This is a genomic window from Streptomyces sp. NPDC059895 (assembly GCF_042731035.1).
Classification (GTDB): Bacteria; Actinomycetota; Actinomycetes; order Streptomycetales; family Streptomycetaceae; genus Streptomyces.
This window is the reverse complement of record NZ_JBHWKO010000004.1, coordinates 332,012-353,022: the sequence shown is the minus strand read 5'-3', so window position 1 is coordinate 353,022 and position 21,011 is coordinate 332,012. Positions and strand designations below refer to the sequence as shown.

20 protein-coding genes are annotated in these 21,011 nt (G+C 72.2%); 11 read left to right on the top strand and 9 right to left on the bottom strand.

Annotation, left to right across the window (positions count from 1 at the left end):
* Positions 1-114 precede the first annotated feature (114 nt).
* From ACFV9M_RS07395 to ACFV9M_RS07385, 3 genes are all read left to right on the top strand, one after another.
* Positions 115-2,163, top strand: a complete 2,049-nt coding sequence (locus tag ACFV9M_RS07395) for a VWA domain-containing protein (protein ID WP_385069476.1) — start codon at positions 115-117, stop codon at positions 2,161-2,163.
* A 147-nt stretch (positions 2,164-2,310) separates the two neighbouring features.
* Positions 2,311-3,927, top strand: coding sequence for a methionine--tRNA ligase (gene metG, locus ACFV9M_RS07390; RefSeq protein ID WP_385069475.1), 1,617 nt, complete (start codon positions 2,311-2,313; stop codon positions 3,925-3,927).
* A gap of 131 nt (positions 3,928-4,058) precedes the next feature.
* On the top strand, positions 4,059-4,535 hold the full coding sequence (locus tag ACFV9M_RS07385) for a hypothetical protein (RefSeq protein ID WP_385069474.1): 477 nt from the start codon (positions 4,059-4,061) through the stop codon (positions 4,533-4,535).
* 135 nt (positions 4,536-4,670) lie between these two features.
* Here the strand turns inward: ACFV9M_RS07385 and ACFV9M_RS07380 are convergent, their stop codons facing one another.
* On the bottom strand, positions 4,671-4,838 hold the full coding sequence (locus ACFV9M_RS07380) for a hypothetical protein (protein WP_385102354.1): 168 nt from the start codon (positions 4,836-4,838) through the stop codon (positions 4,671-4,673).
* 519 nt (positions 4,839-5,357) lie between these two features.
* Between ACFV9M_RS07380 and ACFV9M_RS07375 the strand changes: the two genes are divergently transcribed.
* On the top strand, positions 5,358-6,914 hold the full coding sequence (locus ACFV9M_RS07375) for a hypothetical protein (RefSeq protein ID WP_385069473.1): 1,557 nt from the start codon (positions 5,358-5,360) through the stop codon (positions 6,912-6,914).
* Positions 6,915-7,030: 116 nt separating this feature from the next.
* Here the strand turns inward: ACFV9M_RS07375 and ACFV9M_RS07370 are convergent, their stop codons facing one another.
* The 3 genes from ACFV9M_RS07370 to aspS form a co-directional block, all read right to left on the bottom strand.
* Complete coding sequence (locus ACFV9M_RS07370) at positions 7,031-8,014, bottom strand: intradiol ring-cleavage dioxygenase (protein ID WP_385069472.1); 984 nt, start codon at positions 8,012-8,014, stop codon at positions 7,031-7,033.
* Positions 8,015-8,222: 208 nt separating this feature from the next.
* Positions 8,223-8,645: a hypothetical protein gene (locus ACFV9M_RS07365; protein ID WP_385069470.1), complete on the bottom strand. Its 423-nt coding sequence runs from the start codon at positions 8,643-8,645 to the stop codon at positions 8,223-8,225.
* A 645-nt stretch (positions 8,646-9,290) separates the two neighbouring features.
* A complete protein-coding gene (gene aspS, locus ACFV9M_RS07360; protein ID WP_385069469.1) occupies positions 9,291-11,054 on the bottom strand; it encodes an aspartate--tRNA ligase in 1,764 nt (587 codons plus the stop codon).
* Between the two features lie 207 nt (positions 11,055-11,261).
* On the opposite strand from aspS, the gene ACFV9M_RS07355 reads away from it, so the two are divergent.
* Complete coding sequence (locus tag ACFV9M_RS07355; protein ID WP_385069467.1) at positions 11,262-13,394, top strand: SpoIIE family protein phosphatase; 2,133 nt, start codon at positions 11,262-11,264, stop codon at positions 13,392-13,394.
* Here the strand turns inward: ACFV9M_RS07355 and ACFV9M_RS07350 are convergent.
* Positions 13,361-14,410, bottom strand: coding sequence for an AI-2E family transporter (locus ACFV9M_RS07350; RefSeq protein ID WP_385069466.1), 1,050 nt, complete (start codon positions 14,408-14,410; stop codon positions 13,361-13,363). The two genes, ACFV9M_RS07355 and ACFV9M_RS07350, sit on opposite strands and share 34 nt — an antisense overlap.
* Positions 14,411-14,653: 243 nt before the next feature.
* On the opposite strand from ACFV9M_RS07350, the gene ACFV9M_RS07345 reads away from it, so the two are divergent.
* From ACFV9M_RS07345 to ACFV9M_RS07320, 6 genes are all read left to right on the top strand, one after another.
* Positions 14,654-15,136, top strand: a complete 483-nt coding sequence (locus ACFV9M_RS07345) for an Asp23/Gls24 family envelope stress response protein (protein ID WP_385069465.1) — start codon at positions 14,654-14,656, stop codon at positions 15,134-15,136.
* Between the two features lie 243 nt (positions 15,137-15,379).
* Positions 15,380-15,550 (top strand): hypothetical protein, encoded by a 171-nt coding sequence (locus tag ACFV9M_RS07340; protein WP_385069497.1) that lies wholly within the window; start codon positions 15,380-15,382, stop codon positions 15,548-15,550.
* The gene (locus ACFV9M_RS07335; protein WP_385069463.1) at positions 15,547-15,960 is read left to right on the top strand and encodes an Asp23/Gls24 family envelope stress response protein; all 414 of its coding nucleotides are present in this window, start codon (positions 15,547-15,549) and stop codon (positions 15,958-15,960) included. Before ACFV9M_RS07340 ends, ACFV9M_RS07335 begins: the two co-directional genes overlap by 4 nt.
* 64 nt (positions 15,961-16,024) lie before the next feature.
* Positions 16,025-16,783 (top strand): DUF6286 domain-containing protein, encoded by a 759-nt coding sequence (locus ACFV9M_RS07330; protein ID WP_385069461.1) that lies wholly within the window; start codon positions 16,025-16,027, stop codon positions 16,781-16,783.
* 29 nt (positions 16,784-16,812) lie between these two features.
* Positions 16,813-17,418 carry an alkaline shock response membrane anchor protein AmaP gene (locus ACFV9M_RS07325; RefSeq protein ID WP_385069459.1) on the top strand — a complete coding sequence of 202 codons (606 nt, stop codon included), beginning with the start codon at positions 16,813-16,815 and terminating at the stop codon, positions 17,416-17,418.
* Positions 17,419-17,510: 92 nt separating this feature from the next.
* Positions 17,511-17,666 (top strand): DUF6131 family protein, encoded by a 156-nt coding sequence (locus tag ACFV9M_RS07320; RefSeq protein ID WP_385069457.1) that lies wholly within the window; start codon positions 17,511-17,513, stop codon positions 17,664-17,666.
* Between the two features lie 14 nt (positions 17,667-17,680).
* Here the strand turns inward: ACFV9M_RS07320 and ACFV9M_RS07315 are convergent, their stop codons facing one another.
* From ACFV9M_RS07315 to ACFV9M_RS07300, 4 genes are all read right to left on the bottom strand, one after another.
* Positions 17,681-18,211 carry a DUF5994 family protein gene (locus tag ACFV9M_RS07315; RefSeq protein WP_385069456.1) on the bottom strand — a complete coding sequence of 177 codons (531 nt, stop codon included), beginning with the start codon at positions 18,209-18,211 and terminating at the stop codon, positions 17,681-17,683.
* A gap of 85 nt (positions 18,212-18,296) precedes the next feature.
* Positions 18,297-18,572, bottom strand: coding sequence for a hypothetical protein (locus tag ACFV9M_RS07310; protein ID WP_385069495.1), 276 nt, complete (start codon positions 18,570-18,572; stop codon positions 18,297-18,299).
* A gap of 576 nt (positions 18,573-19,148) precedes the next feature.
* Positions 19,149-20,120 (bottom strand): pirin family protein, encoded by a 972-nt coding sequence (locus ACFV9M_RS07305; protein WP_385069454.1) that lies wholly within the window; start codon positions 20,118-20,120, stop codon positions 19,149-19,151.
* A gap of 137 nt (positions 20,121-20,257) precedes the next feature.
* Positions 20,258-20,722, bottom strand: a complete 465-nt coding sequence (locus ACFV9M_RS07300; RefSeq protein WP_385069453.1) for an SseB family protein — start codon at positions 20,720-20,722, stop codon at positions 20,258-20,260.
* Positions 20,723-21,011: the final 289 nt, after the last annotated feature.

Below are 21,011 nucleotides of genomic sequence, written 5' to 3'. Positions count from 1 at the left end.
ACCTGCCCACCGCTCACTCACCCCTCCCCAAGATCACCGCTCGGGGCCGCTAACCTTACGTGTCCGTCCTGGCCAGGGATTTACGGGCATCAACTCACGCGAAGGGTTGCGCATATGGGCATTCTCACTCTCCTGCGGAACGCGTTCGGCCGCTCACGCAAGACGCGCACGGCCGAGGCAGAGGGTGCGGAACGGGTTCCTTCGCAGGAGGCGCCGAGGCAGGAAGCGCCGGCGCAGGAGCCCCCCGCGCAGGCGCAGGAGGCCCCCGCCACACCCCCGACGACCGAACCGGCCGCCCCCACCCCCCACGTCCCCGAGCCCCGCACCGCGGCCGACACCGAACACGACCTGGTCGCAGCAGCCTTCGACAACGTAACGGTCCCCAAGCCGTCCCGCCCGACAGAGGACACCCCCTCCGCGACGGCGAAGCCGGAGAACGCGCCGGGGACGCCGGGGGAGGCGGAGCCTACGGCTCCGACGGCCCCGACGGCTCCGACGGCTGAGGAGCCGACGGCGGGGGAGGCGGAGGCGGCTCCGGTGACGGAGGAGCGGGCTCCGGCCGTGGAGGAGCGGGCTGCGGTGACCGAGGAGGCCGCTGCGGTCGCGGAGGGGCCCACTGCCGACGCGGAGGAACCCGCTCCGGCTGCGGAGGAGCCCGCTCCGGCTGCGGAGGAGCCCGCTCCGGCTGCGGAGGAACCCGCTCCGGCTGCGGCTGAGGCCACCCCGGTGGCCGAGGAGGCCGCTCCGGTCGCGGAGGAGACCGCTGCAGACGCGGAGGAACCCGCTCCGGTCGCAGCTGAGGCCACCCCGGCGGCAGAGGAGCCCGCAACGGACGCGGAGGAGCCGACACCGGTCGCGGACGAGGTCACGCCGGAGGCCGAGGTCGAGCCGACGGCGGTCGCGGAGAAGGCCACACCGGACATCGAGTCCGACGCGAGGGAGACGACCGACGCGTCCTCCACCGAGACGGAGGCCGAGCCGGTCGCCGAAGAGGCGGTGCAGGAGGCCGAGCCCCAGGTTGCCCCGGAGGCCCCGGAGGCCACCGTCGAGCCGGAGGCCGCACCGGAGACGAAGCCGGTCGCCGAGGAGCCTACGGAGGAGCCGCAGCCCGAGCACGAGACAACACCCGCCGCCGAAGAGCCCGCCACCCCGGAGCCCGCCACCGCGACCGAGCCGGTCGCCGAGGAGCCCACGGCAGAACCGCAGGCCGAACCCGAGACGGCGCCCGCCGCCGAGGAGGTCACGCCCGAGGCCGAGACGGCGCCCGCCGAAGAGCCCGTCCCGGCAGCCGCCCCGGAGACCGAGCCCGCGCCCGAGCCCGTCGCCGAGAAGCCGGCCCCCGAGCCGGAGCCCGTCGCCGAGAAGCCCGAGCCCGTCACGGATCCCGCCCCGGCGGAGCCGGCCGACACGGCGGAGCCGGCCGACACGGCGGAGGCCGAGGAGACGGCGAAGGCCGAGGAGACGGCGGAGGCCGAGGAGGCGACCGCACCCGCCGCCCCCGCCGCCCCCGCCGCCCCCGCCGCCCCCGGCACCTCCGCCACCCCCGGCACCCCCCGAGGCACCCTCGCGAAACTGAACCTCGCCGGCACCCACGCCGACGTCTACCTCGTCCTCGACCGCTCCGCGTCCATGCGCCCGTACTACAAGGACGGCTCCGCCCAGGCCCTCGCCGACCAGACCCTCGCCCTCGCCGCCCACCTCACCCCGGAGGGCACGGAGCCCAAGGTCCACGTCGTCTTCTTCTCGACGGAGGTCGACGGCACCGCCGACCTCACCCCGGCCGACCCGGAGAACAGGATCGACGAGCTGCACGCAGGCCTCGGCCGCATGGGCCGTACCAGCTACCACGCCGCAGTGGAGGCCGTCGTGTCCCACCACGAGCGGCACCGGGCATCGGCGCAGTCACCCGCACTGGTGATCTTCCAGACGGACGGCGCGCCGGACGCCAAGACCCCCGCCACCCAGTCCCTCACCGACGCCGCGAAGAACCACCCCACGGTCTTCTTCTCCTTCGTCGCGTTCGGCGAGCACGACAACAAGGCCTTCGACTACCTCCGCAAGCTGAAGACCCCCAACACGGCGTTCTTCCACGCGGGCCCCACCCCGCGGGAGCTCACGGACCAGGAGCTGTACGAGGGCGTCCTGGCGTCCTGGCGCCCGTAACCACCCGCCCCGCACCCGCAAGCCACCCGCACCCCACCGCACCCGCCCCACACGCCACCCGGGGGGTGGACGGACCGCCGCCCAGGCCCCGTCCGCCCCCCGAAACGCATGTGAGTGGACCTTCGCCGGGCCAGTAGGATTCCGGGCATGGCGGCCACTGGAACCGAGAAGCAGGGGACGAAGGCTTACTACGTCTCGACCCCCATCTACTACGTCAACGACGCTCCTCACCTGGGCCACGCCTACACGACCGTCGCAGGGGACGTGCTCACGCGCTGGCACCGTCAGCGCGGCGAGAAGGTGTGGTACCTCACCGGCACGGACGAGCACGGTCAGAAGATCATGCGCACGGCCGAGGCCAACGGCGTCACCCCGCAGGAGTGGGCGGACAAGCTCGTCGACGAGGCCTGGCGCCCCCTCTGGGAGCACCTCGAGGTCGCGAACGACGACTTCATCCGCACCACGCAGAAGCGGCACACCGACCGCGTCCAGGAGTTCGTGCAGGACCTGTACGACAAGGGCGAGATCTACAAGGGCGGCTACGAGGGCCCGTACTGCGTGGGCTGCGAGGAGTACAAGCTCCCCGGCGAGCTGCTCGACGGCGAGGGCGACTTCGCGGGGCAGAAGCTCTGCCCGATCCACAAGAAGCCGGTGGAGATCCTCAGCGAGGAGAACTACTTCTTCAAGCTGAGCGCGTACGGCGAGAAGCTCCTCGCCCACTACGAGGCGAACCCCGGCTTCATCCAGCCCGAGTCCGCGCGCAACGAGGTCATGAACTTCGTCCGGCAGGGGCTGCAGGACCTCTCCATCTCCCGCTCGACGTTCGACTGGGGCATCCCGATCCCCTGGGACACCAAGCACGTGATCTACGTGTGGGTCGACGCGCTGCTGAACTACGCCACGGCGGTCGGCTACAACGAGAACGAGGAGAAGTTCGAGGCCACCTTCCCGGCCGACGTCCACCTGGTCGGCAAGGACATCCTCCGCTTCCACGCGGTGATCTGGCCGGCGATGCTGATGGCGCAGGGCCTGCCCCTGCCCGGCAAGGTCGCCGCGAACGGCTGGCTGATGGTCGGCGGCGAGAAGATGTCGAAGTCGAACCTGACCGGCATCAAGCCGCAGGACCTCACCTCGCACTTCGGCGTGGACGCCTACCGCTGGTACTTCCTGCGCGCGATCGCCTTCGGTCAGGACGGCTCCTTCTCCTGGGAGGACTTCTCCGCCCGGTACACCAGCGAGCTGGCGAACGACTACGGCAACCTCGCCTCCCGCGTCGCCGCCATGGTCGGCAAGTACTTCGACGGCCGGCTGCCCGAGGCCACCGCCGACGGCGAGGCCGAGAAGGCGCTGCACGACGGGCTGGCCAAGGCGGTCGCCGAGGCCGACCGGAAGATCGGCGACGAGCTGGACTTCCAGGGCGGCATCCTGGCCGTCTTCGACTTCGTCAAGCAGGTCAACGGCTACATCACGGAGCAGGAGCCGTGGAAGGTGGCCAAGGACACCTCGGACGAGGGCAAGGCCCGTCTCGCCACCATCCTGTACACGGCCGCCGAGTCGCTCCGCGCGGTCGCCGTCCTGCTCAACCCCGTCATGCCGGAGACCTCCCAGAAGCTCTGGGACTCCCTGGGCGCCGAGGCGACCCTGGGCGCGCTCGCCGAGCAGCGGGTGCAGGAGGCCGGCGTGTGGGGCCGGCTGCCCGCCGGTTCCACGGTCACCAAGGGCGCGGTGCTCTTCCCGCGCCTGGAGGAGAAGCCCACCGCGTAGGCCGTCGGGCCGCGGCGCACAGGGCCCGGGAAGCGTACGGCTTCCCGGGCCCACCCGTTCCGGCCCCCGCGTCCCCCGATGCCCGGGGCCCGCGTGTCGTCATGTTCCCGCCAACCCGTATGGTTTTCGCCATGGCAGTCCCCGACGTGATCCCGATCGGCTACCGGCCGAAGCACCGCACCGAGTCCATCGGCCGGTACGCGGACGGTCAGTTCCTCGCGTCGATCACCTACGCCTTCCCCGAGGGATTCGGTCTCGACGAGGGGTGGGAAGAGCACAAACGCCTCTACACGGTGCTCCACACCTTCGACGCCGACGGCCGCTACCGCGACTCGCAGATCCGGTGCGCCGGCACCTGGGCCGACCACCTGCGCGACCCGCACGGCGAGGACTCGGTCCTCACCCGCGCCCGCGTCCGCCTGGCCCACCTGCTGCGCAGCCTCCCGGGCCGGTCCTACACGGACATCGCGATCCGTCCGTTCCAGGTCACCCACGAGAACGTCGTGTTCGGCCTGCTGGTCCGAAAGGACGAGGACGAGACCTGGGCCGAGCTCTACCCGGACCGCCTGGCCTTCGCCGCGCCGTGGGACGGCACGTACGACACCTGACCACCGCCCGGCATCTGACCGCCCGGCACCTGACCACCCGACGGATCACCACCCGGCACCTGACCACCCGACGGCTCACCACCCGACGGCTCACTTCCCGACGGCTCACTTCCCGACGGCTCACTTCCCGACGGCTCACCTCCCGCCCGGTGCCTGATCCCCGTCCGGCACCACGGGCCCCGCCGCCCCCTCGCCCCGCGCCGCCGTCCGCCGCGCCCTGAACCGGTTGACGCCGACCCCCGCCACCGCGAGCAGGACACCCGCACCGAGCGAACCGAGGAACTCCGGCAAGGCGTCGCGCACCAGTGAGTGCTCCGCCGTCACCGGAACCGGTGCCGGTGACGGTGACGGTGACGGTGACGGTGCCGATGCCGTCACCGAGGCCCGTGCGGGTGTCGGGGAGGCGGCCGTCGCCGGCCCGGCGGCGAGACACAGCAGCCCGAGGGCGCAGAGGAAGGAGGAACGGTACCGCAGAGCCGCCTCCCGGCCACCGCTTTGCCGGGTAACGGCTCCCCGCGAAGACGTCCGCCGTAGCTTGAACATATCGCCCCTTTGAATGAAGTGGGTGGGAGAGACCGGGCCGTCGCGGACCAGCAGGCAGCAGGAAGCGCGGCCCGGTCTCGGCCGACCGGCCCACCGATGACCAGCCGGTCTCTCCAGTCGACACCCACGGGCAGGGGCACTGACGCGTCTGACGGGGCAGATCTTCCGCCGTCGCGCTCTGACACACGCCCCCGTGCGCCGTCTGCCGAACGGCTGACATATGGGATGCTCTGGCCCTCTCATCTGACACAGCCTTGACACAGCGGAGGAGCCGCGGCCATGACGGCAGGGGCGCCGGACGACCAGGAGCCACAGGGCGCGCTCCACCGCGTCGCCCGGGAGGTGGCGGCCCTACGGGCGTCCGCGGGAAACCCGTCGCTGCGCCGGATCGAGAACCTTGTCAGAGCGGACGAGAAGGAAGCGACCGCCAGCCGTCAGACGATCTCCGTCATCCTCCGCGCCAAGCAGCGGACGAGGCTGGACACGCTCCGCGCCGTCGTGCTCCACCTGGTGCGGCTGGACGACACGCGGTCGCCCGAGGAGGAGCAGCGCGTCTGGTCCAGGATCGAGGCGCTGTGGTACGACGCGCTGCGGGAGGAGACGTCGGAGGCCGCCCCCGAGACCACCGCCGCCGTCCAGCGGTTCGCCGCCCGGCTGCGGGCGAGCGTCCTCACCCCGCTGGGCGGCGACTTCGACGCCCTCTGCGGCCGGCTGCGCCCCCTTCTCCCCGACGGGGAACCGGACGACGGGGTGACCCCGGCCGCGCTGTCAGCCGTCGCCCAGGGCACTCGGACACCGCGGCACAGGGAGGTCGCGCTCCTCCTCGACCTGCTGGCGCGGGACGGCCGGCCCCTGTCCCAGAAGGAGCGCCAGTCACTCATGCTCGACTACATCGAGGTGCTCCGGCGCTGCGCTCCCATCCTGTACCGCCGGTTCATGACGGACGAACTGCTCGACGCCTACCGCGGCCACGCCGAACGGCTCGAGGAGCGCGCCCGTGCCGCGGACACCGAACGTGAGGAACGCCGGCGTCAGAAACTGTCACACCGGGCGGACCAGGCGCGTCTCGCCGCGCGTCTGAAGCGTCTGGAGGGCGACGCGGCCGCCGCCCGCGACCGGGCGACGCGGGCCGACGTCGCCCGCGAGGAAGCGGTGGGGGCCCTGGTCATCCTGCGGGAGGAGCGCGACAAGCTCGCCGCGCTGACGACGGCGCACCAGCCGGCCACGCACACGCTGCCGTCGTGGAACAGCCTCGCGCCACAGGCCGTCATCGCGGACTTCGCGGACCCTGACGCGCAGTACGGCTACTCGGCCGCCCAGTACGACTGGCCGTCCACCCCGTACGACCGGTCCGCCCTGTACGACTACGACTACGACCACGACCACGACCACGACTACGACCACGACCACGGGCACGACCACGGGCACGGGTCGTACGACACGACACCGTTCGCCCTCAGCCAGCCCTCCTACGACACGTACGACCCCGGTGACGGCCACGATGTCCGCGGCTGGAACACCGAGCCCTACGGACTCGGCCAGGGCACCGCGTCCGTGTACCACGCCGCCCGTCCGAGCGCACCGGTGCGGACACTGCCCGCTCCGGCGGGCGCCGTCCCCTCCCGGCGCCTGGTGATCGTCGCCTTCCCACACGTGCCACTGCCGCACGTGCCACTGCCGCACGTGCCACTGCCGCACGTACCGCTACCGGACGTGCCACTGCCGGGAAGGCCACTGCCGGACGTCCCGCCGCCCACCTCCCGCGGCCGTCTGCGCACCTTCGCCGCCCGCTTCCGCCGGAGCCACGGGCGTCACGCGCGGGGCCGCCAGAACTGACCGGCGGTGGAACGCCGACGCGGCCGGGGCGTGTACACCCCGGCCGCGTCGACTCGCCGGACCGGCCGGGCCGGACCGGCCGGCGGGTCGTTCCGGTGCCGTCGGTCCGCGCCGGATCAGCCAGCGGAGGACGACGGGGACGCCGTCGCGCCGCCGCCACCCGGCTGGACGGCGTCGTCGGTGCCGTCGTGGGTGGCGTCCGGGTCGACGCCGACCGTGATCGACGCCCGCACACCCTTGGCGATGTTCTTCTTGTCGTACTTGAGCGTGAGCAGGCCGCCCGCGGTGCCGCTCTGGTCGTAGATCGTGTCCTCGGTGAGCGTGGTGCGCTCGGTGGTGCTGGTGGAGTACGGCTCCACCTCACCGGAGGCGAGGACCGATTCCTCGTCGAAGAAGAACTGGCCGGTGTGGCAGGTGTGCCCGCCCTCGTACCCGGCGTCGGTCCACTCGCCGTCCACGTGCACCTTGGTGTGGATGTGCACGCAGCGGCCCTGGTACCAGCCGGGGAAGATGGTCGTGAAGGCGACCCGGCCCTGCTTGTCGGTCTTCCAGGTGCCGCGCAGGTACCGCTCGTCGTCGGTGGGCTCCGAGTGGATGCTGCCACCGCCGGTACCGCCGGACGGCGCACCCGTCGGCGGCTCACCGGTGGGGGTGCCCGAGGGGGCGCCGGACGGCATGCCGCCCCCGCCCGTGGACATGCTCTCGTAGCCGGAGTAGATGCCCAGCGCGTCGCAGTGCCAGATGTCCACGGCCACGTCGCGCAGCGGCTTGCAGGTCTCGGAGTCGATGACCTTGATGTCGAGGGTGAGGGGGATGCCCTCCTTGTCCTCGGTGATGTCCTGGCGGAGCTTGTCCGCGTCGATGTAGTAGGGGCCCTCGGTGGTCTCGGAGGTGAGCCGGTAACAGACCTCGGAACCGCTGGCGGTGCCGGTCGCCGAAGCGCCCTTCGCCGTGCCGGTCTCCCCGGCGAAGGCACCGGCGGCGAGCGTGGCTCCCGCACCGACGGCCACGGCCGCACCGGCTCCCGCGACCACCACCTTGCGGCGGGTCAGATCACGTTTGTGCTTGGGTGCCTGGTCGTTCTCGATGTTTCCCGTCATGGGCCAGGAAACTAGGAGGCGGGCCTGTCTAAGACATGGGAAAGGCCTGTGCAGTCCCATGAATTCACCGCCGCCCACCCGGAAACACACAGCTTTTCAGCCGACGGCCGACAACACGTCACCAAATCCACATACGGCCTGAACAATTTCCCGTCCCGGGTAAAGCACGGGAAAAGGGAACCGCGCGACGGCTGCCCGGTGAAATCAGCTACCGCGCGCCCGCCTCGGCCGGGCGGCGGAGCGTGGGTGTCCGGCCGTCGGACGGGGGCCGGTCGTCGCCCAGTGCCGCGCGGGCCGTGCGCAGGTGGTCCAGGCCCTCCCCGGCCAGCCGCGTCACCTCGCCGTACTCCTGGGCCGTCCGCGCCGACGCCAGCCGGGCGCGAGCCGTGCGGTGGCATTCCGCCGCACGGCTCAACGCCCGTCCCGCCACCTCGTCCGCCTCGGCCCAGGCGCGGACGTCGGTGGGGACGAGGCCGCCGCCGAGGCGGACGAGCCATTGGTTCGCCTCCGCCTCGGCGTCCAGGTCGGACAGGTGCGAGGAGGGCCGGAGGCGGGGTGCCCGGCGCAGGGCCACCACGCCGACGACCGCACCGGCGATCAGCAGTACCGCGATCACGATCATGAGCCCCATGGTGGCTTCCTCCCTGCGGGCAGACCTGTGCCGACTCTCGTCGGCTCCGTCCGGTTCCGTCCGGTTCCGTTCCGTCTCCACCATGAGACGACAGGCCGCTGTGGGCTCCATCGGGATTCCTGTGGGGCGCCGGTGAGATGTCCCGGCGGGCCGTCCGGACGGTCACGCCCGCCGCCGGGCGGGAGGCGGGGAGCAGGGGAATCCCCTCGCGGTCCTCGGTGATGTCCCGGCGGATCTTGTCGGCGTCGATGCAGTACGGGCCCTCGACCGTCTCCGAGGTCAGCCGGTAGCAGAGAGCGGCGTCGGCCGCGTCGTCGGCGGTTCTCGCGCCGTCACCGGCGAACGCGCTCGTCGCAAAGGCGCTGCCGCCCAGTCCCGCCACGGCGAGGGCGCCCGCGCCGACCGCGACCACTTTGCGGCGCGTCAGCTCGCCGGCTTCGGTCTGCTCCTGGGCTTCGGTCCGCTGCTGAGGCTGTTGATTGGCTGTCATGGCGCTGGAAGCCAGGCAGGAAGCCTGTCAGCGAGCTGAGAAAACGGCCGCCTTTCGCCGCGCATGCGAAAGGGACCTGAAATCGACGTCGATTTCAGGTCCCTTCCCAAAAAGCCTCTTCTGAAGGCTTGCCTTATTTCCCGGGCCTGCCGTGCCTACTTCGGCTGGGGCTTGCGCACCGTCAGGTGCAGTTCGCGCAGACGCGTCTCGTCCAGCTCGGTCGGCGCGCCCATCATCAAATCCTGGGCGTTGCCGTTGAGCGGGAAGGCGATGGTCTCGCGGATGTTGGGCTCGTCGGCCAGCAGCATCACGATGCGGTCGACGCCCGGCGCGATGCCACCGTGCGGCGGGGCGCCGAAACGGAACGCGCGCAGCATGCCGGCGAACTCGCGCTCGACGGTCTCGTTGTCGTAGCCCGCGATGTTGAAGGCCTTCAGCATGATGTCCGGCTCGTGGTTCCGGATCGCGCCGGAGGACAGCTCGACGCCGTTGCAGACGATGTCGTACTGCCAGGCCAGGATGTCCAGCGGGTCCTGGTTCTCCAGCGCCTCCATGCCCCCCTGCGGCATCGAGAACGGGTTGTGGGAGAAGTCGATCCGGCCGGTGTCCTCGTCCTTCTCGAACATCGGGAAGTCGACGATCCAGCAGAAGCGGAAGACGTCCTCCTCGAAGTGCCCGGCACGCTTCGCGGCCTCGACCCGCACCGCGCCCATGATCTTCGAGACCTCGTCGAACTCACCGGCGCCGAAGAAGACCGCGTGGCCGGGGGCCAGGGCGAGCCGCTTGGTGAGCTCCGCGACGTTCTCCTCGGTGAGGAACTTCGCGATCGGACCGGAGAGGGCGCCGTCATCGCCGACACGCACCCAGGCCAGGCCCTTGGCGCCCTGCGCGACCGCGTAGTCGCCGAGCTGGTCGAAGAACTTGCGGGGCTGGGACGAGACGTCCGGCACCGGCAGCGCGCGCACGTGCTTGCCGGCGAACGCCTTGAACTCCGAGCCCTCGAAGACGTCGGTGATGTCCACCAGCTCCAGCTGGGCGCGCAGGTCCGGCTTGTCCGAGCCGTACTTCAGCATCGCCTCGCGGAACGGGATCCGCGGGAACGGGGAGGTGACGTGACGGCCGTTGCCGAACTCCTCGAACAGCTCGGTCATGAGCTTCTCGATCGGCTGGAAGACGTCCTCCTGCTCGACGAAGCTCATCTCGACGTCGAGCTGGTAGAACTCGCCCGGCGAACGGTCGGCGCGGGCGTCCTCGTCCCGGAAACAGGGCGCGATCTGGAAGTACCGGTCGAAGCCGGAGATCATCAGCAGCTGCTTGAACTGCTGCGGAGCCTGCGGGAGCGCGTAGAACCGGCCCGCGTGCAGGCGGGAGGGGACGACGAAGTCGCGGGCGCCCTCGGGCGAGGTGGCGGTGAGGATCGGCGTCGCCATCTCGTTGAAGCCGAGCGCCACCATCTTGTGCCGGATGGCCGAGATGACCGCCGTGCGCAGCATGATGTTGCGGTGCATGCGCTCGCGGCGCAGGTCCAGGAAGCGGTACTCCAGGCGCCGCTCCTCGTTGACCCCGTCCTCGGTGTTGATGGTGAAGGGGAGCGGCTGGGCGGCGCCGAGCAGCTCGACCTCGGCCACCTCGACCTCGACCTCACCGGTGGGCAGGTCCGCGTTGACGTTCTCGGTGCCACGCGAGACGACCTTGCCGTCGACCCGGACGGTCGACTCCTTGGTCAGCTTGTCGAGGGCCTCGTACGCGGGCGTGCCGGGACGGGCGACCAGCTGCGTGATGCCGTAGTGGTCGCGCAGATCGATGAAGAGGATGCCGCCCAGGTCGCGCCGATTGTGCAGCCAGCCACTCAGCCGGACGTCGGTGCCGACGTCAGAGGCGCGGAGCTCGCCGCAGGTGTGGGACCTGTACCGATGCATCGTCGTTCATCCAGTCTTCGCGGATCGGGGTCTGTGGATTCGGCCAGTGCTTCAGGCCGGTGTTTCACGTGAAACACCCCCAGCGTACCGGGCAGGCCACCCTCGGCTCCCCCCACTTACGGCGAGGATGATCAGCCGTCGATCAGCGGTGCCCCCGTGGACCGCGATCAGTGGCACACGTCGTTCGCGTGTTCTTAAAGTGGGGCAATGCGTACTGGTGAGCCCCTGCCCACCGTGGAGGAGGTCCTCGCTTCCCTCGCGACCGGTCTGTGGCGCTGGAGCACGGCCACCGGGCTGGTCACGGTCGATGCCGAGGCGGCCCGGCTGCTCGGGCTGCCCGCCGAGGCGACCGTCCTCACCGAGGCCCGGGCCCGCGCCCGCCTCCACCCCGTCGACTGGAACGAGATCACGGGCGTGGTCCGGCTCGCCGTCGTGGAGGGCACCCTCGCCGAGGTCCGTATCCGGATCGTGGACGACCACGGACGGGTCGTCCGGGTGGTCCGCAGCCGTTCCAAGCCGTCGTTCGACCCGGTGAAGAAGGCGTACGAGCTGACCGGCACCCTCCAGGAGGTCACCGAGCCGCGTCCGGGGACCCCCTCCGACCGCACCGCCGTCACCGGAGACTGGCGGCGCTCGCGGGAGGCGTTCCTGCTGGACGCGGGCCGGGCGCTGGCGGAGGCCCGTTCCACGGAGGAGGTGCTGCGGGTCGCGGCGGGGTTGTCGATGCCGGGCTTCGCACCGGACGGCCTGACGCTCTTCGGGGTGGAGGGCGGCCGGCTGACGATCATCGGCCACCACGGGCAACGGCCCGACGACGCCCCCTTCACCCAGTTGGCCCTCCGGACGGACTATCCGGCGGCCGAGGCGATACGCACCGGCCGGGCCGTCTACCTGTCCTCGCCCGAGCAGTACCGGGAGCGCTACCCGCTCATCTGGCCGCGGATCGCGCACTACGGCCGCCAGTCCTGGGCCTACCTGCCGCTGATGGTGGGGGGCCGCCCCATGGGCGCCTGGATGGCCGCCTTCGCCTATCCGGTGGCCTTCACCCCCGACGAGCGGTCCGTGCTCACCACCGTGGCCCGCATGCTCGCCCAGGCACTCACCCGGGCGGGGGCCGCCGAGACCCAGCGGGAGCTGACGGACGGCCTCCAGCGCACGATGCTGCCCACGCTCGGCCCCGAGATACCGGGCATGACCCTCGCCGCCCGCTACATCCCCACCGGCGGCGGCCTCCAGGTCGGCGGCGACTGGTACGACATGATCCCGCTGCCCGGGGGCAGGTTCGCGCTGGTCATCGGGGACGTGCAGGGGCACGACGTGCGCGCCGCCGGCCTCATGGGCCAGCTGCGCATCGCCCTGCGGGCGTACGCCGCCGAGGGCCACCGCCCCGACGCCGTCCTCTCCCGCGCCTCCCGCTTCCTCTACGGCCTCACCCACACCGACGAGCCCGGCACCGCCCCCGACCTGCGTTTCGCGACCTGCCTGTACGTGGAGGTCGACCCGGTGACCGGGGTCCTGGAGACCGCACGGGCCGGGCACCTCGACCCGGCGGTCCGGCTGGCCGACGGCACCGTCCTGGTCCGCGCCACGTCGGGCGGACTGCCCCTGGGCATCGACCCCGACTCCGACTACCCCATCACCCGCCTCGGCCTGGAACCCGGCGAGGCGCTGATGATGTGCACCGACGGGCTGCTGGAGACCGGCGGGCACGACCTCGACACCGGCTGGCGGCGCGTCCGCAACATCCTGGAGTCCCACGAGGGCGGACCGGAGGAGCTGGCGGACGCCCTGGTCCAAGCGGTGCACGGGCCGTCGTCCCACCACACCCCCGGCCCGTTCTCCGACCGGCGGGAGGACGACATCGCCCTCCTCCTCGTCTGCCGCCAGGGAGGCAGCTGCGAGCTCGGCGCCTCCGTGCCCCTGCGGGCGTCCGTGCGGCGCACCATGATGACGGTGGCGCAGGCCGAGCCGGAGCGGGTCTCCGAGGCCCGGCGGGAGGTGCGCGAGCTGCTGCACGACTGGCCCTCCGAGGAACAGGTCGACTCGGCGGTGCTGCTGGTCTCCGAGACGCTGACGAACGTCCTCGTGCACACCGACACCGACGCGCTGCTGGTCGTCGAGGTGTCCGGCGATCCCGGCGAGCGGCGGATGCGGTTCGAGGTGACCGACAGCAGCGACGACCTGCCGCACAAGCGCCGCCCCGGTGAGCTGGCCTCCTCGGGCCGCGGCCTGGTCCTCATCGAGCTCCTCGCGGACGGGTGGGGGGTGGCGCCGCGGGGCGAGGGCAAGAGCATCTGGTTCGAGCTCTACGAGTCGCCCCCGGCGGCGGTCGCCGGATAGCGCTCCCGCAGTTCGTGCGCGACCCCGAAGGCGGCCGCGGTGAGGGGTACGGCCAGCAGCATGCCGAGGATCCCCGCGACGGACGCCCCCGCCGTGATCGTCAGCATCACCACCGCCGGATGCATCTGCACGGTCCGGCTCTGGATCATCGGCTGGAGCACATGCCCCTCCAGCACCTGCACGGCGAGCACCACCCCGAGCGTCCACAGCGCGATGACGAAGCCGCGGTCGGCGAGCGCGACGAGCACGGCGACGGCGCCGGAGAGGAAGGCGCCGAGGTAGGGGATGTACGCCCCGACGAAGACGAGCGCCCCGAGTCCCGCGGCCCCCGGCACCCGGAGGACGAGCAGCCCGACGGTGATGCACACGGCGTCGATGAACGCGATGAGCGTCGTCCCCCGCATGAACCCCTCGACGGCCCGGAACGCCTTGCGGGCCATGGCCTCCGCGATGTCCGCGCCCCCGTGCGGCGCGACCGCCCGCAGGGCGCCGACGGCCCGGTCGGAGTCGCGCAGGAAGAAGAAGACGAGCAGCAGCGCCAGGACGGCCATGGCGATGCTCTCGCCCACGACGCTGACCCCGCTGATGACTCCGGAGGCGGCGGTCCCGCCGAACTTGCCCAGCAGCTCCCTGGCGTTGGACGCGATGTCGTCCAGCGAGGTCCCGGCCGCCCCGAAGTGCCGGGCGAGGTCCCGCGCCGCGTCCTTCAGCGACCTGACGATCTGGTCCCCGCTGTCGACCATCGCGGCGACGACGATGTACACGGCCCCGCCGACCACCGCCAGGACCGCAACACAGGTGACGGCGGCGGAGACCGACCGGTTCACCCCCGCCTTGACGAGCCGCCGGTGGAACGGCCCGAGCAGCGCGGTGCCGAGCAGCGCGAGCAGCACGGGCACGACGGCCGTCCGCAGCTCCGCGCACAGCAGGATCCCGACGTAGACGACGCCCGAGACGAGCAGGATGACGGCGCACCAGGCGGCGAAGCGGCGGACGGGCAGGGGCAGCAGGCGCACGCCTCCAGCGGATCACGTGCCCGCCCGGTGCGCCCGTCCTGCCGGTCCCCCCGGGTGACGGGGTGCCGGACAGGGTGCCGGACGGGGTGCCACCCGGGCGGGGGACGGGCGCAGCGCGACCCCTCCCCGCGCACATGTGATGCACATCACATATCATAGACGTGAGGGATATGCCCCGATATGTGCAGCCCTCCGACGGGCACCGCGCAGGTGTCGTCGTACCGACCGATCGAGGCGACCGCCATGACGGACAACATCACCAGTGTCGGCGGCAGCAGCCGGCCCGACACCGGCGTGAGCGCGCTGAAGGGCCGCTCCGGAGCCGGAGCCCCGGCCGGGACACGGGGGCGGACCACCATCGCGGACGGCGTGGTGGCCAAGATCGCGGGTATCGCCACCCGCGAGGTGCCGGGCATCCACAACCTCGGGGCGGGCATGGCCCGCGCCCTCGGCTCCGTGCGCGAACGCGTCCCCGGCGGAGGCGGAGGCGTCACACGCGGAGTGAAGGTCGAGGTCGGCGAGCGCCAGGCCGCGGTGGACCTGGACGTCGTCGTCGAGTACGGCGTCTCCATCGTCGACGTCGCCGGCGATGTGCGCACCCATGTGATCGGCGCCGTGGAGCGGATGACGGGCCTGGAGGTCGTCGAGGTGAACATCGCCGTCGACGACGTCCACCTCCCGGACGAGGAGGCGGAGGGCGAACCGGACGAGGGCCGAGTGAGGTGACCGACCGCCGCGTCCAGGACGGGTGCGCGTGATCCACGGACGGCGACGTACGTACGCCGGACAGGTGCGAGTGATCCACGGACGGCGTCGCACGTACGCCGGACAGGTGCGAGTGATCCACGGACGGCGTCGCACGTACGCCGGACAGGTGGTGCGAGGGACTCACGGACGGCGTCGTGCGTACGCCGGACGGGTGCGAGTGATCCACGGACGGCGACGTAGGTGCGCCAGACGGGTGAGTGCATGATGAACGCAGCGACGACGGGCCTCGTGGCCGGCATGGCCCTGGGCTTCGCCGGTTACTTCGGCGGCTTCTGGGCCTTCCTGCTGGTCCTCGTCCTGGGGGCGGCCGGGCTGGTCGTCGGCCTCGCCGCGCAGGGCGACCTCGACTTCCGCACCCGGAGACAGCGGTGAACACCCGCTCCGGCTTTCCGCCCCCCGACGAAGGACCCGGCCCACCGGCGCGGGCCGCCGACCTGCCCCCTCCGGCCGAGCGGGGCGCCACCGTCATCCCGGACAGGGTGGTCGCCCGTATCGCCGCCCAGGCCGCGCGCACGGCACAGTCCCGGCGCGCCGCCCTGCCCACCGACCCGAGCGGACCGGCGGCACCCGCCGTCTCCGCGACCACCCGCACCGGATCGGTCCGCCTGCACCTGGCCGTGGACCTGCCCTACCCCACCGACATCCCCCACGTCAGCGAGCGGCTACGGCACGACGTCGCCGAACGGGTGACGCAGCTCACCGGCCTGCGGGTGCGAGAGGTCACCCTCACCGTACGGCGGCTGCTGACCGCCGCCGACGCGAACCGGGGACGGGTCCGGTGAGCCGCCACACGACCCGGGCCGCCGGGCACGCCGCGCGGGAAGCCTCGCGGGAAGGAGGACCCGAATGACACCCGCCCCGGATCCTCCCGCCCGCGACTCCGCGTCCTCCGGGTCCTCCGGGTCCTCCGAGTCCTCCGCGCACGGTGCCGCGGTGCCCCTGACGAAGAAGCCCGAGGAGCCGAGGGAGCCGAGGGAGCCGAGGGAGCCGTCGGAGTCCGGCCCGCCCGAGCACCACGCGCCCCCACCGGATCTGGCGGCCGATCAGCACGGCGAAGGTCACCGGACCCACCGCCCGTGGTCCGCGCGCCGCCTTCCGGCCGCGCTGGTCGCCGCGGTGATCCTCGTGGCGGCGGGCGCGGCGCTGGTCGACGTCGTCGCCGTACGGGTGGGACGCCCGGCGGCGGCCTGGCGGCGGCACGTGGCCGACGCGCTGGCCACCCGCCCCGTGGACGACGTGTGGATGCTCTTGGGAGCGGCCGTGGCCGCCGCCGTCGGCGTCTGGCTGATCGTCCTGGCGCTCACCCCCGGCCTGCGCCACTGGCTGCCCCTGCGCTCCCCCGCCGGCTGCCCCCGGCTGCGGGCCTCCCTGGACCGCAGCGGCGCCGCCGATCTGCTGCGCGACGCCGCCCTCCAGGTGCCCGGGGTCAGCAAGGCCCGCGTCCGGGTGCGGCGCCACCGCGTCACAGCCCGCGCGGACGTCCGCTTCCGCGACACCCGACAGGTGAAGGAGGACCTCACCGCCGTCCTCCACGACGAGCGCGACCGGCTCGCCCTCGCCCGTCCTCCCCGCGTCGTCGTACGCGTACGGCGACGCCCCGACTGACCGAGAACCCCAGGACCGGAGCCCGCACCATGACGCCGCGAACCGTGGTCAACCGCAGTCTGCTGGCCCTCGCCGGGCTGGTACTGCTCGGCGGCGGTCTGCTGATCCTCTTCGCCGGGTTCGACGTCTACCGGCGACGCGATCTGCTCCCGCCCGCCGGCTGGCCCCTGACCGCCCCGCACGACGTGCTGGTCGGCTCCGCCGACCGGGCCCGCTGGAGCGGCCAGGGCTGGTGGTGGCCCGCGGTCATCGCCGCCCTCGCCGTCGTCGTCCTGCTCGCCCTGTGGTGGCTGCTCGCCCAACTGCGCCGACGCCGCCCCGGAGCCCTGCCGGTCGGTGGCACACCCCCGCAGGAGGGCGTCGAACTGCGCGACCGCGCGCTCAGCGACGCGATCGCCGCCGAAGCCGGTGCCCTGCCGGGGGTCGACCACACGGCCGTACGCATCACGGGCCGCCCTGCCCGCCCCCACACCCGCGTCGGGCTCACGCTCACCCCTCGGACGGCACCCGGCGCCGTCCTCGACGCCCTCTGCGAAGGCCCGCTGCGAACCGCCCGTCGGTCCACCGGCTCCCCGCAGCCGCCCACCGAGGTCCGCCTGCGCGTCGCCCGCCACCCACCGCACCGCGCGGAGTGAGGAGGAGACCGACCGTTCCAGACCGTCCCAGACCGCTCCAGACCGCTCCCGTGCCCACCCGCCCCAACCGGCGCCACCCCTAGGGAGAGACCATGATCATCCTGGGTGTCATCCTGCTCGTCATCGGCTTCGTCACCGGGATATCCATCCTGTGGACCATCGGGATCATCCTGGTGGTCATCGGAGCCATCCTGTGGATCCTCGGCGCGATGGGACACGCCGTCGCCGGCCGACGCCACTACTGGTGACCCCGACACCGCTGTCAGGCCGGCGGAGACGGCGTGTCGCCGCCGGTGTCGAGGGCGATGAGGATCTGACCGGCCCCGGTGACGTTGTCCGCCCGGACGGCCCTGGCCATCGCGGCGCGGGCCGCGTCGGGCGCCGTGTCCGGTGGGACCACCAGTAGGGAGAAGAGGTCGCGCTCGCCCCGGGTGACCAGGACGGTGTCGTCACCGACCGCGAAGGAGTCGACGTGGACGACCCGGCCGTCGACCATCAGCCGTGTCGGCAGTTCGTCCCAGGCACCGCGGTCCAGACCGACGCGGGTGACGGGGCCGAGATGCTCGGTCAACGCGGTGATCAGCGAGGGAAGCTCGGCACCGATGTCCCGGGACCGCGGCCACCAGGCACCGTCCAGGACTCCCTCGCGCGCGTGGGTCGTCTCCAGCCTCAGCAGGGCCGTCCCGGGGCTCACCGACGCGTGGACGGCGTCCGGCAGCAACCCGGGGGTGCCGGGAGTGCCGGGAGTACCGGGATGGTCGGGAGTGCCGGGATGGTCGGAGTCGGTGGTCATGGTGTCCGCCCGTCCGTCGTACGCCGGTCGCACGCTCCGCGGCCGCGCCGCCTCCGTGCGGGCCGCGCCCCCTCTGCGCAGCGGCTCAGCCGTCGCGCCCTTCCTCTTCTGTCTCCATCTGCCGGATGCCCTGGTGCGTCAGAGTGATCATCGCGGGCGTGTTGCCCCGCCCCCAGTCCACGACGACCCAGCCTTCGCCCGCCAGGTACGTACAGGCGGCGGCCAGATCCTGCTCGGGGATACCGAGGTCGTCACGGAGCTTCACCCCGTCGACACCCAGGAGGCGATTGCCCTCGGCAGCCCGGTACAGAGCCCGCATGATCTGCTCGCGGTAGGCCTTCCGCTCACCCAGTGTCGCCATGTCGTGCCGCCCTCCGCCGCCCCCGGTCGGGCCGGGGTCGATGTCCTCCGCGGCCGCTGTCCCGGCGGGACGCGCCGGAGCGGTCGCGTCCGCCGCCGGCCGGTTGCGCTTTCGGGGCCGGCGGCCGACCCCCGGCAGCGCGTCGCTGTAGTGGAAGGCGGCGATCCGTGCGTCGTGCTGAGCGTTGAGCCGGTGGATCAGAACGACTCCGACAGCGACCAGGACGAGCAGCGCGACCACGGCGACGACGGTCATGGTCCTCTCACCTCCGCCGGCCGGCGCGCACGCGCCGCATCGAGCCGATGGGCCGGGGCAGCTGGGGCAGTTGGGGCAGCCGGGTCAGAGACGACGGCGGACCTGCCCCCGGTTGTGGTTCCCCGCAGGCGGCACCCGCGGCGGAGCCGGTGCGCGAAGAACCCCCGGTGTCTTCACACTACTCCGCCCACTGTCCGAAAGGACGTGGATGACCTGGCGTTTTCCTGCCTCGGGGACCTGAACACCGGTACCCGACGGCACGCCCGGCCATCCTCGTCGCCCTTGCGGTCCGCCCCCTGGGTCCGCCCTCCAGTCCGCCTTCTACAGTCCGCCCTCGGTCATCCCGTGCACGGCCGGGATCGAGCCCAGCCGCCCCTTCTGGAAGTCCTCGAAGGCCTGCATGAGCTCGTCCTTGGTGTTCATGACGAACGGGCCGTAGTGGACCATGGGCTCACGGATGGGCCGGCCGCCGAGGAGGACGACCTCCAGGTCCGGCGTGTGGGAGTCCTGCTTCTCGTCCGCGCGGACGGTCAGCGAGGAGCCGGCGCCGAAGACGGCGGTCTGGCCGACGTGGACCGGCCGGCGCTCGGCACCGACCGCTCCACGGCCCGCGAGGACGTAGGCGAGGCCGTTGAAGTCCTCGCGCCACGGCAGGGTGATCTCCGCACCCGGGGCGAGGGTCGCGTGGATCATGGTGATCGGCGTGTGCGTGATGCCGGGACCCGCGTGGCCGTCCAGTTCGCCCGCGATGACGCGCAGCAGCGCGCCGCCGTCGGGGGACGTCAGCAGCTGGACGCTGCCGCCCCGGATGTCCTGGTACCTCGGCGCCATCATCTTGTCCTCGGCCGGCAGGTTCACCCACAGCTGGAGGCCGTGGAAGAGACCGCCCGACATGACCAACTGCTCCGGCGGCGCCTCGATGTGCAGCAGGCCGGAGCCCGCCGTCATCCACTGGGTGTCGCCGTTGGTGATGGTGCCGCCGCCACCGTTGCTGTCCTGGTGGTCGAAGATCCCGTCGATGATGTAGGTCACGGTCTCGAAGCCGCGGTGCGGATGCCACGGGGTCCCCTTCGGCTCCCCAGGCTGATACTCCACCTCGCCCATCTGGTCCATCATGATGAACGGGTCGAGGTGACGGTAGTGGATCCCGGCGAACGCCCGGCGTACCGGGAAGCCCTCACCCTCGTAACCGCTGGGCGCGGTCGTGACGGTGAGCACGGGACGGGCCACGGCATCGGCCGGCGCGGTCACGCGCGGCAGCGTCAGCGGGTTCTCGACGGTCACGGCGGGCATGTCGGTACCTCCTTGGGCGACGTGCGTTCCACTTTAGTTGAGCGTTGAACTTTCCGCCACCCATAACGACACGAGCCCGGAGGGCATTCCCTCCGGGCTCGGAACGATCGGCCGCGGGTGCGGCGGGCGCGTACGCGTCAGCCGTACATCCGGCGCATCGCGAAGTCGACCATCTGCTCGACCGCTTTCGCGTCGAAGACCATCCGGTGCTCACCCTCCATGTCGAGGACGAAGCCGTAGCCGGTGGGCAGCAGGTCGAGCACCTCGGCGCCCGTGATCACGAAGTACTTGGACTCCTTGCCGGCGTACCGGCGCAGCTCCTTGAGCGTGGTGAACATCGGGATCACCGGCTGCTGGGTGTTGTGCAGGGCGAGGAAACCGGGGTTGTCGCCGCGCGGGCAGTAGACCTTGGAGGTCGCGAAGACCTGCTGGAAGTCCTCGGCCGCCAACTGCCCGGTGGTGAAGGCCCGCACCGCGTCCGCGAGCGAGGGCGGGGACGGCTCGGGGTACAGGGGCGGCTGCTGGCCGTATCCGCCGCCCATGGGCTGCTGCGGCGGGGCGTACTGCTGCTGAGCGCCGACGTTCTGGTCGTAGCCGTACATGGGCGCAAGCGTACCGAGAGCGGTGTGCGGGCGCGGCGTCACCCGGGAGTAAGCGGGGGTACGGGACCGGACGGCCCGCCCCGGGGCCGCGCGGAGGCCGTTCGCGGGCCACACGGTGACAGTCCGCGGGTCGCGCACGGCGACAGTCCGCGGGTCGCGCACGGCGACAGTCCGCGGGTCGCGCACGGCGACAGTCCGCGGGTCGCGCACGGCGACTGTCCGCGGTGTGCCGAACGCGTCGATCGTCACAGATCCGGGATCGGGGTTGCGGCTTATTACCGGCGGGTAG

Bases quoted from the DNA above. Each gene is read 5' to 3' on its own strand.
- ACFV9M_RS07395 (WP_385069476.1), top strand. From the start codon at position 115: ATGGGCATTCTCACTCTCCTGCGGAACGCGTTCGGCCGCTCACGCAAG.
- metG (WP_385069475.1), top strand. From the start codon at position 2,311: ATGGCGGCCACTGGAACCGAGAAGCAGGGGACGAAGGCTTACTACGTC.
- ACFV9M_RS07385 (WP_385069474.1), top strand. From the start codon at position 4,059: ATGGCAGTCCCCGACGTGATCCCGATCGGCTACCGGCCGAAGCACCGC.
- ACFV9M_RS07375 (WP_385069473.1), top strand. From the start codon at position 5,358: ATGACGGCAGGGGCGCCGGACGACCAGGAGCCACAGGGCGCGCTCCAC.
- ACFV9M_RS07370 (WP_385069472.1), bottom strand. From the start codon at position 8,014: ATGACGGGAAACATCGAGAACGACCAGGCACCCAAGCACAAACGTGAT.
- ACFV9M_RS07365 (WP_385069470.1), bottom strand. From the start codon at position 8,645: ATGGGGCTCATGATCGTGATCGCGGTACTGCTGATCGCCGGTGCGGTC.
- aspS (WP_385069469.1), bottom strand. From the start codon at position 11,054: ATGCATCGGTACAGGTCCCACACCTGCGGCGAGCTCCGCGCCTCTGAC.
- ACFV9M_RS07355 (WP_385069467.1), top strand. From the start codon at position 11,262: ATGCGTACTGGTGAGCCCCTGCCCACCGTGGAGGAGGTCCTCGCTTCC.
- ACFV9M_RS07345 (WP_385069465.1), top strand. From the start codon at position 14,654: ATGACGGACAACATCACCAGTGTCGGCGGCAGCAGCCGGCCCGACACC.
- ACFV9M_RS07340 (WP_385069497.1), top strand. From the start codon at position 15,380: ATGATGAACGCAGCGACGACGGGCCTCGTGGCCGGCATGGCCCTGGGC.
- ACFV9M_RS07330 (WP_385069461.1), top strand. From the start codon at position 16,025: ATGACACCCGCCCCGGATCCTCCCGCCCGCGACTCCGCGTCCTCCGGG.
- ACFV9M_RS07325 (WP_385069459.1), top strand. From the start codon at position 16,813: ATGACGCCGCGAACCGTGGTCAACCGCAGTCTGCTGGCCCTCGCCGGG.
- ACFV9M_RS07320 (WP_385069457.1), top strand. From the start codon at position 17,511: ATGATCATCCTGGGTGTCATCCTGCTCGTCATCGGCTTCGTCACCGGG.
- ACFV9M_RS07315 (WP_385069456.1), bottom strand. From the start codon at position 18,211: ATGACCACCGACTCCGACCATCCCGGCACTCCCGACCATCCCGGTACT.
- ACFV9M_RS07310 (WP_385069495.1), bottom strand. From the start codon at position 18,572: ATGGCGACACTGGGTGAGCGGAAGGCCTACCGCGAGCAGATCATGCGG.
- ACFV9M_RS07305 (WP_385069454.1), bottom strand. From the start codon at position 20,120: ATGCCCGCCGTGACCGTCGAGAACCCGCTGACGCTGCCGCGCGTGACC.
- ACFV9M_RS07300 (WP_385069453.1), bottom strand. From the start codon at position 20,722: ATGTACGGCTACGACCAGAACGTCGGCGCTCAGCAGCAGTACGCCCCG.